The 17,070-nt window shown below is 60.7% G+C and carries 12 protein-coding genes, 1 tRNA gene and 1 pseudogene; 9 read left to right on the forward strand and 5 right to left on the reverse strand.

What is annotated here, in order from left to right; all coding sequences use genetic code 11:
- Positions 1-57: 57 nt before the first annotated feature.
- The 5 genes and pseudogenes from ACQKI2_RS00810 to ACQKI2_RS00830 form a co-directional block, all read left to right on the forward strand.
- Positions 58-234 (forward strand): annotated as a pseudogene (locus ACQKI2_RS00810) (aldo/keto reductase); the annotation flags it as partial.
- 422 nt (positions 235-656) lie between these two features.
- A complete protein-coding gene (locus ACQKI2_RS00815) occupies positions 657-1,331 on the forward strand; it encodes a type 1 glutamine amidotransferase domain-containing protein (protein WP_427377843.1) in 675 nt (224 codons plus the stop codon).
- Positions 1,332-1,536: 205 nt separating this feature from the next.
- A complete protein-coding gene (locus ACQKI2_RS00820) occupies positions 1,537-2,592 on the forward strand; it encodes an NAD(P)-dependent alcohol dehydrogenase (RefSeq protein WP_427377844.1) in 1,056 nt (351 codons plus the stop codon).
- 276 nt (positions 2,593-2,868) lie between these two features.
- A protein-coding gene (locus ACQKI2_RS00825) for an IS5 family transposase (RefSeq protein ID WP_427377845.1) occupies positions 2,869-3,668 on the forward strand; the annotation gives its coding sequence in 2 pieces (ribosomal slippage) (positions 2,869-3,195 and positions 3,198-3,668; 798 coding nt in all).
- A gap of 76 nt (positions 3,669-3,744) precedes the next feature.
- A complete protein-coding gene (locus tag ACQKI2_RS00830; RefSeq protein WP_427377846.1) occupies positions 3,745-4,734 on the forward strand; it encodes an IS630 family transposase in 990 nt (329 codons plus the stop codon).
- A gap of 255 nt (positions 4,735-4,989) precedes the next feature.
- On the opposite strand, the gene ACQKI2_RS00835 is transcribed toward ACQKI2_RS00830, so the two are convergent.
- Positions 4,990-5,066, reverse strand: a tRNA-Asp gene (locus ACQKI2_RS00835).
- Between the two features lie 208 nt (positions 5,067-5,274).
- Between ACQKI2_RS00835 and ACQKI2_RS00840 the strand changes: the two genes are divergently transcribed.
- On the forward strand, positions 5,275-8,109 hold the full coding sequence (locus ACQKI2_RS00840) for an AsmA family protein (protein WP_427377847.1): 2,835 nt from the start codon (positions 5,275-5,277) through the stop codon (positions 8,107-8,109).
- Between the two features lie 37 nt (positions 8,110-8,146).
- On the opposite strand, the gene ACQKI2_RS00845 is transcribed toward ACQKI2_RS00840, so the two are convergent.
- From ACQKI2_RS00845 to ACQKI2_RS00855, 3 genes are all read right to left on the reverse strand, one after another.
- Positions 8,147-10,528: a putative bifunctional diguanylate cyclase/phosphodiesterase gene (locus ACQKI2_RS00845; RefSeq protein WP_427377848.1), complete on the reverse strand. Its 2,382-nt coding sequence runs from the start codon at positions 10,526-10,528 to the stop codon at positions 8,147-8,149.
- 123 nt (positions 10,529-10,651) lie between these two features.
- Positions 10,652-12,190 (reverse strand): cryptochrome/photolyase family protein, encoded by a 1,539-nt coding sequence (locus ACQKI2_RS00850; RefSeq protein ID WP_427377849.1) that lies wholly within the window; start codon positions 12,188-12,190, stop codon positions 10,652-10,654.
- Between the two features lie 18 nt (positions 12,191-12,208).
- The gene (locus tag ACQKI2_RS00855; protein WP_427377850.1) at positions 12,209-12,907 is read right to left on the reverse strand and encodes a DUF6134 family protein; all 699 of its coding nucleotides are present in this window, start codon (positions 12,905-12,907) and stop codon (positions 12,209-12,211) included.
- A gap of 310 nt (positions 12,908-13,217) precedes the next feature.
- On the opposite strand from ACQKI2_RS00855, the gene ACQKI2_RS00860 reads away from it, so the two are divergent.
- Genes ACQKI2_RS00860 through metC form a run of 3 tightly spaced genes read left to right on the forward strand, consistent with a single transcriptional unit; the run spans position 13,218 to position 16,239 of the window.
- Positions 13,218-14,225: a cysteine synthase A gene (locus ACQKI2_RS00860; RefSeq protein WP_427377851.1), complete on the forward strand. Its 1,008-nt coding sequence runs from the start codon at positions 13,218-13,220 to the stop codon at positions 14,223-14,225.
- Positions 14,225-15,073 (forward strand): sulfurtransferase, encoded by an 849-nt coding sequence (locus ACQKI2_RS00865; RefSeq protein WP_427377852.1) that lies wholly within the window; start codon positions 14,225-14,227, stop codon positions 15,071-15,073. The genes ACQKI2_RS00860 and ACQKI2_RS00865 overlap by 1 nt, the downstream gene beginning before the upstream one ends.
- Positions 15,070-16,239, forward strand: a complete 1,170-nt coding sequence (gene metC / locus ACQKI2_RS00870) for a cystathionine beta-lyase (RefSeq protein WP_427377853.1) — start codon at positions 15,070-15,072, stop codon at positions 16,237-16,239. The genes ACQKI2_RS00865 and metC overlap by 4 nt, the downstream gene beginning before the upstream one ends.
- On the opposite strand, the gene ACQKI2_RS00875 is transcribed toward metC, so the two are convergent.
- Positions 16,236-17,009, reverse strand: a complete 774-nt coding sequence (locus ACQKI2_RS00875) for a C13 family peptidase (RefSeq protein ID WP_427377854.1) — start codon at positions 17,007-17,009, stop codon at positions 16,236-16,238. The two genes, metC and ACQKI2_RS00875, sit on opposite strands and share 4 nt — an antisense overlap.
- Between the last annotated feature and the right edge of the window lie 61 nt (positions 17,010-17,070).

Genomic DNA, 17,070 nt, shown 5'->3' on the forward strand with positions numbered 1-17,070 from the left:
AGGAAAGCTCTGCTTCGGCAGCGCCCCTTTGGCAACATGTTCCGGGCAATCTCCTAGGGGGAAGCCTTCTCCGGAAAGCCACGAGACCAATATGTGGCACGCACGAAGATCGGCCGCCTCATCCTGGTCGAAAGGGAGAATGTCGATGCCCGGGATCTTGGCGAAAAAGGCGATGTGTTCCGCTACGGCCTGCCAAACAAGATCGTGAATGACTATTCCGCCGATGGGACGCTCTGATCGATCGCGGCCCGGCACGGCGTCCGCCTGAAATCCGCCGGCCTCCAGTTTGCACGGATAAATCCTGCTGTCATCGCCGTCATGCCTGGTGCCAGCCAGCCAAGCCGGATCAGCCAGGATCCCGCGCTTGGCCGATTTTGGTTCTCCGCTTCCCAGAGACTGAACCCGGAAGTCCCGCGTCTGGCTTTGGTCGCTGAGCGCCCTCTCGCGCACAGATGCTGCCCCCCCGCAGTGAGCCATTTCACGGGCTCTTTTGGCATGGGTCAAGGTTGCGTCTTTACCGGTTTTTACCACGCTTAACAGGTACGGCGCAGCGTTCAGGTTTAATCTTTTTATGCAGAGGACATGGCTACCCGGACCGTTGATCCTTCCAAAGCGCAAGTCCCTGGACCCAGCAACATTCCATCGAGGTGAAGATCATGACCCAGCACGTTTTGTTTATTGTAACCAACGCCGCCGTGATCGGCCCCCTCAACCGCAAGACCGGCTTCTTCTTTGCCGAGGTCGCACACCCGTTCGAGGTCCTCGACAAAGCGGGCATTGCCGTGGAGTTCGCCTCGCCCGCAGGCGGGTGGACGCCATATGACGCCTACGATGAGAAAGACCCGGAACAGAAGGCATTTTTCGAAAGCAAGGCCTTCCGCCGCCTCAACCGCAGCCGCAAACTTTCCGAAGTGGACGCGGCAGATTATGACGCGATCCTGGTGCCGGGCGGTCTCGGCCCGATGGTCGATATCCAGCGCAATGCGGATGTTCAAGCCGCCGTTGTGAGAGCATGGATTACGGGCAAGCTCGTTACCGCAGTTTGTCACGGCCCATGCGCCTTGCTCGGCGTGGATATCGGGGACGGCATACCGTTCGTACGCGGCAAAAAACTCACCTCCTTCTCGAAGAAAGAAGAATACGATTATGCGCGTGAAGACGTGCCCTACGAACTTGAGGACGCGCTGACGGCCGAGGGCGCCAACTATGCGTCGGTCGAAAATTGGCGGCCCCATGTCGTTGTTGATGGCCGGCTGATCACAGGACAAAACCCTGCTTCTGCCGGACCCCTGGCGAAAGAACTGGTCGCTGCCCTGAAAAAGCCGACCTGAAATCTGGGTCCGGCTGACGTAGCCTCATCAGGGCAGGCAACTCCGCCCCCTGGACATCCAAGGAAGACAAGGCTGGATTGTATGATCAGGCCAAACCGATTGCACGCCTAGCGATGTGCGGGAACGGCCGCGCTTGCAAAGTCAGAAAGCGAAGCACCGCAGCCGCGCTCTTCGAGAGCTTTAGCAGAATGAATAGGACAAGATCATGAAAGCCGCACGAATTCTGGAATACAATAAGCCTCTGGTGCTAGATGATGTTCCGGTACCCGACATTCAGGCTGATGAGGTTCTGATCCAGGTCCGCGCGTGCGGGATGTGCAGGTCCGATGTCCTACTGGTCGACGGTTTCTTCCAGGGCTATGCGGATATTCCTCCGCCGGTCATACCGGGCCACGAGATTACGGGGACGATCGTCCGGACTGGAAGCCTCGTCCCCAAGGCGTCTGGCCTTGGAGACGGAGATCATGTCGTTGTCGCGCCAGGTTGGGGGGACGGAACGTGCCGGCACTGTCTTGTTGGCAATACCCACATCTGTCCGAATGTTCGCTGGCCGGGATTCGGTACCTATGGCGGATTTGCAGAGTTTATCCCCGTCCCGGCGCGCTATGTGATCAAAGTGGCAAAGCATTTGCTGTTCGAAGAGATTGCTCCCCTGACCGATGCCGGACTGACACCCTATCGTGCCATCAAGAAGATTCGCGATGCAGGCGGCCTTGGTCCGGACCGCATTATTGGTGTCTTTGGAGTTGGCGGACTTGGTTCGTATGCTGTGCAATATGCGAAGATTCTTGGCGCCGGCGCAACGGTGGTCGCTTTCGCGCGTAGCGAGGACAAACTCGAAGTCGCGAAAAAGTATGGCGCAGACCATGTGATTGCGGTCCGGAACAAATCGGCGGCGGACGTTGGGAAAGACCTAAAAGCCGCGACTGGCGAAAGCAAGCTGGATGCTATCATCGACTGCGTAGGCGCGCCTCAGATGATGCAGATGGGTTTCGAGTTGCTGGCCACAAGCGGGCACTACGCCGATGTTGGCTTTATTGGCGATAGAATCGACATTCCCCTGTTTCCCCGCGTATCGGGCGAACAAACCTTCTACGGATCGTTCTGGGGCAACAACACGGATCTCAGCGAAGTCATGGCTCTCGCGACGGCCGGCAAGATTCAGCATACGATCAAGACCATCAGCTTCGAACAGATCAACGAATACCTCGATCTGATGCGCGATGACAAGATTGTCGGCCGCGCAGTGGTCAAGTTCTAGCCAATCGGTATGACGGGAACCGCACTTGTCGGCCACGGCCTTGCGCGCGAGATTCTGGTTCAGCGCAACTGTTATAAGGAACGCGCAATTGGTCTGCCTTCCAATGCTGTGCGCGAACTCCGTTATGGGAGGGATGACGCATGACCGGAAGACGCCGGAACGGTCCCTTAGGGAGATTGGAAGTGCGCGGTAGTTCATCGGGTTAGGTCATAAATTCATAAACGGGATTTCCAAATCGGGCGAACGCAGATTCCTTTGCACAAAGGAGGATGTTCCATGACCCGTCGCCGATACGAGCTCACTGATTTCGAATGGACGATCATTGAGCCGCTTTTGCCGAACAAGCCGCGCGGGGTGGCGCGGGCAGATGACCGTAAAGTGCTCAACGGCATTTTCTGGCGGCTTCGCGCTGGCACGCCATGGTCGGAGATCCCTGAGCGCTATGGCCCACCGACGACCTGCTACAATCGGTTCGTCCGCTGGCGGAGGCTCGGCGTGTGGGACCGGATTTTCGATGCGGTAACAGCGGCCTATGACGGCGACCTGCAGATGATAGACTCCTCCTCGATCCGCGTTCACCAGCATGGTGCAAACGCGAAAAAGGGGGCAGCGAAGCCACCGCGCGATGTTCCGCTGACGCCCGTTGCGTGGGGCGCTCAAGAGGCGGCCTGACCACCAAAATCCATGCCCTTGTCGATGCCAATGGCCTGCCCGTTGTCCTGAAGATCACGCCCGGGCAGGCACATGACGGACGCAGCGCGGCAGACATGCTGGACGGGCTGAGTAACGGACAAATCCTGCTCGCTGACCGGGCTTATGATTCCGATGCCATGCGCACTCAGCTTGCCGAACGCGGAGCCTGGGCCTGCGTCAAGCCGATGCCCAACCGGAAAAATATCCCCGCCTTCAGCACCTTCCTCTACCGGTACAGACACAAGGTCGAATGTTTCTTCAGCAAGATCAAACACTTCCGAGCCATCGCCACACGATATGAAAAACACGCAGAAAACTATCTCGCCCTCGTCAAACTCGCCGCCATCAGAATCTGGCTTCGCTCTTATGAGTCGGTGTCCTAGAGCGCCGCGCGGTCACGCAGAATCAAAGATTCCCAGTTTGCGTGGGTTGTGATTCACTTCTTTCAGGAGGTGGCTCATGGCTGAGGCATATTCGAAGGATCTGCGGCGGCGGGTGGTGGCGTTTGTTGAGCGGGGTAACTCGCGGCAGGCTGCGGCCCGCCATTTTGGCGTCAGTCCAAGCTTTGCGGTGAAACTGCTGAAGCTGTGGCAGGAGACGGGAAATGTCCCGCCTCGCCCAGTTGGTGGGCGGCGGCACGCCAAGCTGGCGCCGTATCTCGATTACCTGATCCGGGAGGTCGAGGCTCAGCCCGACGTGACGATGCCGGAACTGGCGCGCCGGCTGGCGTCGGAGCATGGCGTGACGGCGGCACCGGCATCGCTCTCGCGGGTGCTCTGCCAGGCCGGGTTCACATATAAAAAAGCGCTGCTGGCGTCGGAGCAAGAACGCGCTGACGTGAAGGCTGCCCGGGCGGACTGGAAGCATTACCGTCAGCCCGCCATGCAGGCTGAGTCCGGCCGTCTGGTGTTCATCGATGAAACCTCAGTGAAGACCAACATGTGCCGTCTTCGCGGCCGGTCGCTGTGCGGGAAGCGTCTGAAGGCAACTGCGACGTTCGGGAAATGGGGTACACAGACGTTTATAGCGGGCTTGCGCTGCGGTGAACTCACGGCGCCCTGGATCGTCGACGGCGCCATGAACCGGACTGCGTTCGAAGTGTACATCGAGACCCAACTTGCCCCGACACTCTCACCCGGAGATGTGTTCGCCGGGCAATCGCAGTGCGATTGCTTGTCCGGCTCACTCCTCGACAATCTCAGCGTCCACTACAGCCAGCGCGCCGAAGACGCCCTCGCTGAACGCGGCGCCTGGTTCCTCTACCTGCCGAAATACTCACCCGACCTGAACCCGATCGAGATGGCCTTCTCAAAGCTGAAAGCCCACCTGCGCGCCGTCGCCGCCCAAACCTACGAGGACCTCAATGACGCCATCGGCGACATCTGCAAGCTCTTTACTCCAAATGAGTGCTGGAACTTCTTCAAAGCTGCGTGCTATGCGTCCACATGAAAGCGCGACGCTTTAAGACAACACTAAATCTTCCCGATCGGGAAGATCACGCCGATTTCGCATGTGAATCCTATGAATTCTTACTGATCGGGAAGTTCTTGGCACACACTTGGATTGTGATTCACGAGACGTCAGACAGCGCCTTTGTATCCCAGTTTGTACCCAATTTGTATCCCAGTTCTGGGGGACAATGGAAATCAAACCCTAAAAACTGACCTAAGTCTTTGATTTTATTGGAGTTCATTTCGTAAGAAATGGCGCGAGTGACGGGGCTCGAACCCGCGACCTCCGGCGTGACAGGCCGGCACTCTAACCGACTGAGCTACACCCGCGCATTTTTCTGGCGCCCCCTTTCGGAAGCGAAGCGCCTCTCTAATCAAGCATGGCGGACGGGTCAAGCACACTTCTTCACGCAATTCACAAGCATGTGTTGTGCCCCTGCGCAGGCGTCTTTCCCCCCTTTTATGCCTGCTTTGCCATTCACACGACACATTCCGAACCCATGTGATACTGAATTACATAAACGTCGGGATTCGCCCCATGAATATCAAACGCATCGGCCTGATTGTTGGCGGCGTTATCGCCCTGCTCCTGATCGCTCTCGTGACGGTGCCTTTCCTTGTTCCCAAGGAGGTTTACCGGGCCCAGATCGAGCGCGCAGCCACGCAGGCGCTGCAACGGCAGATCACACTGACCGGTGATGTAAAAATCTCGATATTACCGGCGATTGCCGCCAGCGTGGGCGGAGTTACGGTGGCTAATCCGCCTGGGTTTGACGGCCCCTATATGGTCGAAGCCGGTGAACTTCGCGGCTCCGTGCGCTTGATGCCGCTTCTCTCCCGCCGGGTTGAGGTGAAGGAGCTGGCCTTCGTCGATGCAAAGGTTTCCCTGCAGAAACTCGCAGATGGGCAGACCAACTGGGTCTTCACGCCGGCTGAGCAGCCCCAACCTGCGCCCACGCGGCCGCCGGCAGAGCAAAAGGGATTCAATGGCGGGGTGGAGCAGGCCCGGCTGCAGAATGCATCGCTGACTTACCGGGACGCGGGCACGGGCGAATATTACGAGTTGCGCGACCTTGACCTGCTGGCCTCGATGGCATCGACAGACGAGCCTTTCCGGCTGAAAGCGAAGGGTTTCTTTCAGGCGCACCCGTTCGAGATCAATTCGACGATTGATACCATCGACGCCCTGACCAAGGAGAAACCGGCAGATATCAAGGCCGACCTGGATACCCCATTCGGGAAGGTTCACTATACCGGATCGGTCAAACTCGGGACAATTCCGGACATCGAGGGACAATTCCGGGCGTCGTCGGACGCGCTTCCGGCCCTCGCCGCTCTTACCGGGGCAGAAGTTCCGTTCGACCTTTCCAAGCTGGGCAAGATCAATCTGGAAGGCCGCCTGAAAGGCCCGGCCGACGCCCTGGTGATCGACATCGACAAACTCACCCAGACATCAAACCTCGCCAAGACGAGCTTCTCCGGACAGCTCAATCTATCTGAAGCGCCGACCATCTCCGGCGAGTTGAGCCTCGACGCGCCGAGCCTGGCGGAGCTTGCCCGATTTGCTGCTGTCGAGATGCCCCTCAACCTCGCCCCGCTGGGCGGAGCCGATATCAAGGGCAAGGTCAGCGGGTCCCTGCTGCAACCTGATCTCAGCTTCGAGAAGCTGGGCATCAAGGGCGCCCTCATCAACGCCAACTATGCCGGCACTATCCAGCTAGGCGAAGTGCCGTCGCTGAATGGCCGGCTGGAACTGCGCGCTCCCAATGCGGGCGAACTGGCGCGCCAGCTTGAGTTTGATCTGCCGGCCTCCACCGCGCTTGGCAAAGTGGAGCTTTCCTCGGCGATCAGCGGTCCCGTGGACGGGCTTGTTCTGACCGGGCTGGAACTCACCCAGCAGAGCGAAATCCTGACCGCCTCCTATAAGGGGGATGTGGGCCTGGGCGGCGAGGGCAACCTGAAAGGCCAGCTTTCGGCGGAAAGCGAGCGCTTGCGAGATCTGCTGGCAGCCGCCGAGGTGGAGATGGCGCCGGGCTCTACCCTTCGCAGCTTCAGCGCCAAGGGACAGGCGAGCGGAACCTTCACGAAAATTGCGCTGACCGGCCTCGACCTCAAACTCGATGACCTGACCGCCAAGGGCACCGCCGGCATCGACCTCACAGGCGAACGCCCGCGCCTGACCGGCAATCTCGACATGGGCCCGCTTGACCTGTCACCCTTCCTGGCGCCGGCTGACCAGAAACCACAGCAACAACAGCCGCTGGAAGCCTGGAGCAAGGACAAGCTCGACCTTGCCGGATTGCAAGCGGCCGATGCGGATCTGAACATCAAGACGAGCAAGCTGACCCTGGGCAGTGTCGTGCTGACTGATGCGGCGCTGGCCGCCAATCTGAACGCCGGCAAGCTGACGACCGATCTCTCCCAGTTCAAAGCCTTTGGCGGAAACTGGAAAGGTCAGATGGTGGTAGACGCGGCTGGCCAGATCCCGGCGGTGGACCTTGCAATGGAAGGCAACAGCGTCGCCATTTCCAGCCTGCTCGGAACGCTGGCAGGGTTTGACAATTTGACCGGCACGGGCGCGTTCAAGGTCAATGCTTCTGCACGCGGCACCTCGATCGACGAGATCATGCGCGGGCTGAACGGAGAGCTGTCGACAAATCTGAATGAAGGCGCGCTCAAGGGCCTGAACGTCACCCAGATCGTGCGCAGCGCGCAATCGCTGCAGCAGGCCTTCACCACCGGCAGCCTGAACAATCTGGACTTCCGCGGCGTTCTTTCGCCCGCCGCCGAAACCGAGTTCACCACATTCAACACAGTGCTCAGTGTGCAGAATGGTGTGGCAACCGTGGACGTCCTCAAATTGCTGAGCCCGGTGCTCGGCATCGACGGCAGCGGCAAGATCGACATTGGCGGGCAGTCCCTTGACGTGCGCCTGGCAACCGCCATTGACAAGAGCGGTCAGGGTCAGGGATCCGTGGTGCAGCTGAACGGCATTCCGGTGCCGGTGCGCCTGTCTGGCAGCTGGGACGCGCTGAAGGTAACACCGGACTTCTCAGGCGTTCAATCGGCGCTACAAGCGGAATTGACCGGGCGCTTGCAACAGGAAGTGAACGACCGGGCCGGCGATGTTGCCGGATCGATCATCGGCAACATCATTGGCGGAAAACAGCCGGCCGCAACGCCGCAGACAACACCTCCTGCCGGCCGGGCAGAGGACGAAACGCCTGCGGCCCAGGCCCCTGCCCCTACCGTTGAGCAACAGCTGGAAGACGCAGCGGAGAAAGCGGCGCGTGACGCGATCGGCAACCTCTTCGGCCGCCGCACCGCGCCCAAACCCGCTGAAGAACCCAAGCAGGATGAAGGCGAAGAATAGGGTTCGTGTTGGCTGAGCCTGCCGCCCGGTTGGACGCTCAGCTGGCCCGGCTCTGCAAGGCCGCTTGCAGCGCCTGCGGCGGCGAAGTGACTTCGGCCCCCTGTCGCAGCGGCACGATATGAGCGAGCTGTTCCAGCGGGTGGGCACGGCTGAAGAAGAAACCCTGCAATTCCTCACAACCGAGTTCGCGCAGATATTCCGCCTGAAGCGTGGTCTCCACCCCTTCTGCCGTACACTGCATACCCAGCGACCTGGCAAGGCTTACCATAGACTGGGTAATTGCCTGGCTGTCGGAACGGGTTTCGATGTCGCTGACGAATGTCCGGTCAATCTTGATCCGGTCAAAAGGGAACGACCGCAGATAGCTCAAGGAAGAGAACCCGGTCCCGAAATCGTCCAGGGCAATGCGCACGCCCAGCGAGCGAAGCTGGTGCAGACGGCGCAGCGTGAACTCGGTATTGCTCATCAGGGCCGTCTCGGTGATCTCGAGTTCCAGCCGGTTTGGGTCCAGCTTGCTGGCGGCGATTGCGCTGACAATTGTGGCGGTGAGCGAAGCGGAGTGAACCTGCAGGGGTGAGATATTCACGCAGATGCGGACATGCTCCGGCAGGCGCGCGGCCTCGGTCAGCGCAGCCCGGATCACCCATTCGCCCATACGGGTAATCAGGCCGTTTTCTTCTGCATGCTCGATGAACTCGCCGGGATAAACGAGCCCGCGTTCAGGATGCTCCCAACGGAGAAGCGTTTCGCAGGCAACTGTTTCGTGCGTCTGCGCGTCAACGATGGGCTGGAAGTGAATCCGCAGCTCGTTGCGCTCCATGGCGCGCTGCAACTCTTCCTGAATATCCAGCCTGGCCTGAGCCCGCTGCTCGAGCTCTTCCTCGAACATGCACCATTTGGCCTTACCCATATGCTTGGCCTGATAGAGCGCAAGGTCTGCCTGGCGAAACATGGCCCGGCTGTCGCGGATCGACGGATCAAACAACCGAACGCCAATAGAGGCAGAGGAATTCGCGGTTGATCCCCAGACATCGTAAAGCGCGCTCATTTCGGAAGCGAACTGGTCAAGGAAGCTGCGGAGTTCGTCAATGCCGGGCCGCTCCACGATCATCGCAAATTCATCGCCGCCCAGCCGCGCAACCAGATCTCCTGGCTCCGACAGCGAACGGATACGCGAAGCGACCTGACGCAGCAACTCGTCCCCGGCCGGGTGGCCGAGCGTGTCGTTTACCCATTTGAAGCTGTCGAGGTCCATCATCATCAGTGCCCGGCAGGCCGGCGCAACAGGTGGGCGGCGCAGCAGGTTTTCCAGCTGATCCTGCATCGTGATGCGATTGGGCAGCCCGGTAAGGCTATCGAAATGCGCCATATGCGCAATGCGGTCTTCGATCTTCTTGGATTGGGTCACGTCTGCCGCAACGCCGCGATAGCCAAGAAATTGTCCGTGCTCGATGACAGGCTTTCCGGTCACAGACCACCAGCGCAGGTCTCCGTCCGCACCTTTGATCGGAACAACCATATCGCGGAACGGCTGGCAGGCATTGACTGCCTTCTCCAGCGCCCTGCGGGCGTCACCCGGATGAAAGACTTCCGTGAACACCGCGCCACGGCGCAACATGTCGCTCTTGCTCCAGGCTGCATCGCCCGCCTCGCTGACAATCGGGATTTCCTGCAGCACACCATTCGCATCCGTCTGCCAGAGCGTATCGGACGTGCTTTCCTCAAAATCGCGCAGGAGAAGGCCAATCAGCTGTGACTGATCCTGAATGGCTGCGCGGCCGAGAAACTGTTCCACGAACTGCCGGTGGGTCCATGCCACGGCGACCAGCAGAACAATCAGATAGTACACCATCAAAATGGAAAGGATGGCATATTTCGGCCCGGTCTGCAGCATCAGCGCCGTTGCCAGGCCGAGGCCAGTAGGAACAATGTAGTAGACAGCTGCCACAGGAATGCGAGACAGCAGGAAACCGCCGGCGAACATCATGCCAGCGGTGATGATGCCCATCACCATCTGGCCCTGAACATCAGCTGTGCCGAGCACCACGATCGGCGCAAGCCCCCACAGCACGCCATTGCAGATGGACACACGCCTGAAGTCCATCACGGCGCGGCGATTGCTGCGCCTTTTCGGATCGATCCGGAGGAACTGGCGATACTTGAACCAGGAGCCGATATTTATAATCAGTCCGCAGACGGACCATGCCACCAGGAAGTGGATCTGGCCATAGCTGAGAAAGATGCCGAGGATGGCGATGATGTTCAGCACATTCGACAGGATGATCACATTGGTGATCCGGCTCATCGAATTCATCTGCTGGGCACGCAGCGCGGGTACGTGCTTTTCCGGCACCTCCACGCCCTGCAAGAGTTTCCTCAGCGACCAAAGCGTCGCCGAGCCGTCCTGGCCATGTGGCATTACCCCATCTCCCGCACGCTCTAAGTGTCCCGCCTTCTACTGAACATTGTTACCGCAAGCGGGTTAGCCACTACCGACCGGGATCGATGAAATTTGATCTATCTCCCTGTGGAAATGCGATTGTTACGGGGAATTCAGGCCGATCTCACGAAGGAAAGTATCCGCTTCGGCGCGTATCTCGGCGCGTTCCGAAACGCTCATCCTGTTTAAGGATTTACAGATCACGGCCATCCGTGGGTTGCTTTTGAAGCGCGCTTCATGGCGGCCGATAAAATCCCAGTAGAGAAAATTAAAAGGGCACGCTTTTCCACCCGTCCGGCGCTTCACATCGTAGGAGCACCCTTCGCAATAGTCCGACATCTTCGAGATATAGTTGCCGCTGGCCGCATAGGGCTTGGACGCCATCAGGCCGCCATCGGCATGCAGCGCCATGCCATGCGTGTTGGGCAGTTCCACCCATTCATAGGCATCCGCATAGACCAGCAGATACCATTCATTGACCTGCGCCGGCGACAGCCCGGCAAGCAGGGCGAAATTGCCGGTAATCATCAGCCGCTGGATATGATGGGCATAGGCATAGCGCTTGGTCTGACCAATCGCTTCGGCCATGCAGCGCATAGGGGTCTGCCCAGTCCAGTAGAATTCCGGCAGCGGATGATGAGCGTCCAGAGCGTTCATCTCTGCATAGCCCGGCATCTTCAGCCAGTAGATACCGCGCACATATTCCCGCCAGCCGATAATCTGCCGGATGAAACCCTCCACTGCGTTGAGCGGCGCCCTGCCCGCTTGCCACTCGGCTTCCACGCGGCGGCACACGTCCAGCGGGTCCAGCAGGCCGCAATTGATGTAGACCGAAAGCAGAGAGTGCCACATCCAGGGCTCGCCGCGCGCCATGGCGTCCTGCCAGTCGCCAAAGCCTGGCAGGATTTCGGCGATGAAATGATCCCGCGCCGCCTCGGCTCCGGCGCGCGTCGTCGCGAACACCCAGGGCTCAAGATCCCCGAAATGGTCCGGAAAGCGCTCAGCGACCAGCGCCATCACGTCGCGCGTCAGCGCATCGGCCTCAGGCAAGAAACGCGGGGGCGTCGCCATGGATCTGGGAAGGCGCTTGCGGTTTTCGCTATCGTAATTCCACTGGCCGTCTTGGGGCTGGTCTCCATCCATCAGCAGGCCGGTCTTGCGGCGAACCTCGCGGTAGAAATACTCCATCCGCAGCTGTTTGCGCCCCTTTGCCCAGGCATTGAACTCCTTCAGGGACACGATGAAGCGGGTATCGTCCCGCAGCTCCACAGGCACGGGCAACAGCGCGCGCCATTGCTCCATATCCTGCAGCAGGCGCCATTCGCCGGGCTTGGTGACCACCAGTCTGTCGAGGCCAGGCACCTCTTCCAGCGCGCGGGCGGCTTCAGCCCTGAGCGAGCCCTGATTGGCGGGATCATCAAGGCGGATATACCGCACCCTGTAGCCGGAGACCGTCAATTCCTCTGCAAAATGGCGCATTGCCGCGAAGAGGAAGGCGATCTTTTTCTTGTGATGGCGTACATACGTCGCCTCCTCCATCACTTCCGCGATGAGGATAACGTCACATGATTTGTCGGCGTCCCTCAGGGACGAAAGGTCTGGCGACAGCTGGTCGCCGAGTACGAGCCTCAATGTCCCCACCCCCAAACTCCCAGCGTATCAGTACATCTGATTGAGAACATACTCGATCTGCTGGCCGCGGGCTTCGAAGGCGAGCTTCACCCACCGGCCCTGATCATCATACCAGAGATCAACGTCCAGATCGGATTCCAGAAGGTAGCGGTTGGCTTCGATCTCGCGGCCCGCAGCGGTGATCTTCTCCCGGCCTTTCGGCGTTACCTTGATGTCATAGATTTCGCCGTCTTCGGTCGAGAGCAGGTTCCGGGTCTGCGTCTGGGCATAATTCCAGTGGCTGGCCGGGATCACATCGACAGGCACCTCGCCGGAAAACAGCGTGCCTTGCACGGCCAATGCGTTGCCGTTGCGGACAGCTTCCATGGAGGCCTTCTTGCCGTCATCATTGACTTCACCGGCCACCTCGACGAGTTGGCCTTCGCGCCAGACCTCGCTGGCGGTGTGGTCGTAGCGGAACACCGTGATCGGGCCGAGGCCGGCTTTCAGATTGATCTTCGTCCTAGCCACAAGGGCGCCATCAGGGCCCTCATCGAAGGTGACGAGGTGAGAGCCAAACGGGCTACCCTTGCGCAGAACATCAAAGCGGATCACGTCACCCGGCGCGGGCTGCCAGGCCTGCGGGATACCTGCAGGCTGCGGAACGGGGGCGTTATCGGCCATCGCCGCGCCGCTGAACGGAAAAATCAGGACAGATGCGGACAAAACCAGTCGCCTGACGAGCATGTGAATTATCCTTTCGCTTGTATGACCTCTGTACGGCCAGCCAGGCAAAATAGATCAATCTGAGCTGTCTGACCGGAATGCAGGGGCGGCCAACTTTCAGCCGCCTTCACGGAGTTAACCCCGCTGCGGCGAGATGGTTCCACGCCCGCTTAAGGGTCATGTGAGTTGACGGCGGGTGCCACCAACCCTTTTTCACCCGCAAACCGGGCACACGCCGCGGCAGTTTCGCAGCCCTTGCGGATTGAACGCGCTGGCGGCGGCGCGTAGCCTGCGTTCAAGCAACCCAGTGTCAGAATCGAGTAACGCCCCCATGACCATCCACCGGTCTGTCATCGACCTCATAGGCAACACACCGCTGCTCCGGCTCAACCGTGTATCGGATGAGACGGGCTGCGAAATTCTCGGCAAGTGCGAATTCCTCAATCCCGGCCAATCCGTGAAAGATCGCCCGGCGCTGGGGATCATCCGGGAAGCGGAAGCTTCCGGCGCGCTGAAGCCCGGCGGGACGATCGTGGAAGGCACCGCCGGCAATACCGGCATCGGGCTCGCCCTGGTGGGCAAAGCGCTCGGCTACCGGGTGGTGATCGTGATGCCGCGCACGCAGAGCCAGGAGAAGAAGGACGCCATCCGCCTGCTCGGCGCCGAGCTGATCGAGGTGGACGCGGTGCCCTATGCCAATCCGAACAATTATGTGCGCTATTCCGGGCGCCTTGCCGAGGAACTCGCCGCCAGCGAGCCGAACGGCGCCATCTGGGCCAACCAGTTCGACAACCAGGCCAACCGCCGCGCCCATTACAACACCACCGCGCGGGAAATCTGGGATCAGACGCAGGGCCAGGTGAACGGCTTCATCTGCGCGGTCGGCTCGGGCGGAACCCTGGGCGGCATTGCCCTTGGCCTGAAGGAGCGCAATCCGAAGATCACCATCGGCCTAGCCGATCCCGGCGGCGCAGCGCTCTATGCCTATTACACCACCGGCGAACTCAAAGCCGAGGGCACCTCCATCACCGAGGGCATCGGCCAGGGGCGCATCACCGCAAACCTTGAGGGCATCCCTGTCGACAAAGCCTGGCGCATCCATGACGATGAAGCGCTGCGCTATCTGTTCGATCTGGTAGAATATGAAGGGCTGTGCCTTGGCGGCTCAAGCGGGGTCAACGTAGCCGGCGCAGCCCGCCTGGCAAGGGAGCTGGGGCCGGGGCACACCATCGTCACCATCCTCTGTGACTATGGCAACCGTTACCAGACCAAGCTCTACAATCCGGAATTCCTGCGCTCCAAGGGCCTGCCAGTTCCGCCATGGATGGAGACGAAATGATGAGCGAGCAAGGCGACCCGCTGGTCAGCGCAGACTGGCTGATGGCCAACATCACGGCGCCGGATGTGCGCATCGTGGACGCAACCTGGTTTGCCTCCTGGACCAGTCCGGTGGAAACCGGGCGCGAAGCCTGGAAGCGGGGACATATTCCGAAGGCGGTCTATTTCGACATTGACGAGATCGCAGATACCGCCTCCCCCTACCCTCATATGATGCCCGATGCGGTTAAATTTTCCTCGCGGGTGCGCAAGCTGGGCCTCGGCGATGGCAGCCGCATCGTGGTTTACGATCAGAACCGGTTCTTTGCCTCCGCCCGCGCCTGGTGGATGCTGCGCGTGATGGGGCACAAGGATGTGCATGTGCTTGATGGCGGGTTGCACGCCTGGGTGTCCGAAGGCGGCGCGCTGGACGACCTGCCCACCCCGCCGGGCGAGCGCCACTTCACCCCCCGCGTGCGCAGCGACCTGATCATGGACGCGCGGGATATGGAGCAGCTCGTCGGCTCTGCCCGCGTCAAGATCATCGATGCCCGCCCGGATGGACGCTTTTTCGGGCGAGACCCTGAGCCGCGCGCCGGGCTGCCCTCCGGCCATATTCCCGGCAGCATAAATCTGCCCGGCAGCCTGCTCGTCACCGAAGATGGCCGCATGAAACCGGCCGAAGAGTTGCACCGCCTGATGCCCGATCCGGGCGCGCCGACCGTGGCCACCTGTGGCTCCGGCGTAACGGCGGCGATCACGGCGCTGGCACTCGCCCGCCTCGGAAACTGGGATGTGGCCGTCTATGATGGTTCGTGGACGGAATGGGCATCTGATCCCTCCCGGCCGATCGTGCGGGGCGCGGCATGAGCGCGAGCGACGATGCAGCCCCCGAAACACGCCTGATCCATACCCGCGCCGAGCGTCTTGGCCGCGTGACGGTGAACCCGCCGGTGGAACGGGCGTCCACCGTTCTGTTCCGCACCGAGGCAGCGCTCTATGGGCCCAAGCCGACCTATGGCCGGATGGGGCTGACGGTTCACCGCGAACTGGAAGCGGCCATGTGCATTCTGGAGGGCGCCCGGCACACGCGGCTGGCCTCCAATGGTCTGCAGGCCTGCGCGCTGGGCATTGCCAGCGTGGTAGAGGCCGGCGGGCATCTTCTGTTTACCGACAGCGCCTATGGGCCGACGGCGCGCTTCTGCGAAAAGCGCCTGAAAACGATGGGCGTTGAGGCAGAGCGCTTCAATCCGCGCATCGGCGCGGGCATTGAGCGCCTCTTCCGAGAGAATACGCAGGCGATCCTGCTGGAATCCCCCGGCTCCCTGACCTTCGAAATTTCCGATCTGCCGGCCATTGCCGAGGTGGCGAAGAAACGCGGCATACGGATCGTCTGTGACAATACCTGGGGCGCGGGCCTGCACTATCAGCCGCTGGCACTGGGCGCCGATATTTCCGTGCAGGCGCTGACCAAATATGTGGTGGGGCATTCGGATGCATTCGGCGGCGCCGTGATGACGAATGAGCTCAGCCTTGCCAACAAGGTGGCCAATTGTTCGGAAGACTGGGGCATCGGCCTTGCCCCGGATGATGCCTATCTGGCCATTCGCGGCATTCGCAGCCTGAAGACAAGACTGAAGGCGCATGAGGCCGCCGGACTGGAGCTGGCCGGATGGCTGGAAGCGCGGCCGGAGGTGGCCAGCGTCATCCATCCGGCCCTGCCCTCTCACCCCGATCACGCGCTGTGGAAACGGGATTTCACGGGCGCCAACGGCCTCTTCTCCTTCGTGCTCAAGGATTATCCGCCTGCCGCGCTGGAACGTTTCTTCGAGGCGCTGCAGCTGTTCGGCATGGGCTTTTCCTGGGGCGGATTCGAAAGCCTGATCATTCCGTGTGATGATCAGCTCACCCGCAGCGCAGGTTGCTGGACGAAGGAGAAACCCGGCCAGCTGATGCGGGTGCATGTGGGGCTGGAAGCGGTAAGCGATCTTAAGGCAGATCTTGAGGCTGGCTTTGCGGCGCTGACCGCCGCCTAGGGTGCGGGCCGTTCGAAATCCAGGAAGACGAGCAAATCTTCCACATCGGCGCCCAGATCAGACTGCGGCTCGGACGGGGGCCAGAGGCGCTGCTGGCGCTCCTCCATCGCAACACAGCGGCGCGTCATGTTCGAGAGGTGGACGAAATCATCCGCGCCCGGCAGGGAATCCAGAACGCACTGATCGAACACCGGATAGATCATCCCTGCCCCGCAGCCGAAGGACGAGCGGTCCGGCCGGGCCGCCGTCATCACCAACCGGTTCGGAGCGGCCAGTTCCGGCACGAAGACGCCGGAGAAGCAGGCCGAAACGACCACAACGGTTGGGCGCTGCCCGCACCACTGGCTGATCAGGCCGTTGAGTTTCTTGGGACTGATCAGCCCTTCGGTGCCCAGCACCATGCCTTCGGGAACACCATGCGAGGTGAAATAGAAGAGGCACCCCGCCGGCGCCTTGGCCGCCAGCTCTCCGAAGGCAGAGAACACCTCCTCCGAACGCAGCGAAAAGCCGCCCAGCTCTCTTGGGCGCAGCGACATGTGGGTGATGTTATCCGGGTTGAACCCCACATCGGCAAAGCCCCGGGCAAGATCGCGCCGCGCATTCTCGAAGGCGTCGATGGGGGCGCCTTCACTGTCGCGCCAGTCAGCCGCCAGGATACCGACGGCCCAGTCCTTGAGCGGAGCATCTTCGACGCCGGGTTTGGCAAAAGCAGGCCCCGCCCAGCAGGCAGCCAGGAACAGAGCCACAGCAAACAGACGGCGCAACTGCAACCGCGTTCTCCCCACGGTGAGTGTGTTCTCCAGCCATATGATCAGCGCAGAGGGCAGAGCG

It is taken from the genome of Hyphomonas sp. NPDC076881 (assembly GCF_050269995.1).
In the GTDB taxonomy this organism is placed as follows: Bacteria; Pseudomonadota; Alphaproteobacteria; order Caulobacterales; family Hyphomonadaceae; genus Hyphomonas.

Coding starts and splice junctions, on each gene's coding strand:
- ACQKI2_RS00815 (WP_427377843.1), top strand. CDS start 657: ATGACCCAGCACGTTTTGTTTATTGTAACCAACGCCGCCGTGATCGGC.
- ACQKI2_RS00820 (WP_427377844.1), top strand. CDS start 1,537: ATGAAAGCCGCACGAATTCTGGAATACAATAAGCCTCTGGTGCTAGAT.
- ACQKI2_RS00830 (WP_427377846.1), top strand. CDS start 3,745: ATGGCTGAGGCATATTCGAAGGATCTGCGGCGGCGGGTGGTGGCGTTT.
- ACQKI2_RS00840 (WP_427377847.1), top strand. CDS start 5,275: ATGAATATCAAACGCATCGGCCTGATTGTTGGCGGCGTTATCGCCCTG.
- ACQKI2_RS00845 (WP_427377848.1), bottom strand. CDS start 10,528: ATGCCACATGGCCAGGACGGCTCGGCGACGCTTTGGTCGCTGAGGAAA.
- ACQKI2_RS00855 (WP_427377850.1), bottom strand. CDS start 12,907: ATGCTCGTCAGGCGACTGGTTTTGTCCGCATCTGTCCTGATTTTTCCG.
- ACQKI2_RS00860 (WP_427377851.1), top strand. CDS start 13,218: ATGACCATCCACCGGTCTGTCATCGACCTCATAGGCAACACACCGCTG.
- ACQKI2_RS00865 (WP_427377852.1), top strand. CDS start 14,225: ATGAGCGAGCAAGGCGACCCGCTGGTCAGCGCAGACTGGCTGATGGCC.
- metC (WP_427377853.1), top strand. CDS start 15,070: ATGAGCGCGAGCGACGATGCAGCCCCCGAAACACGCCTGATCCATACC.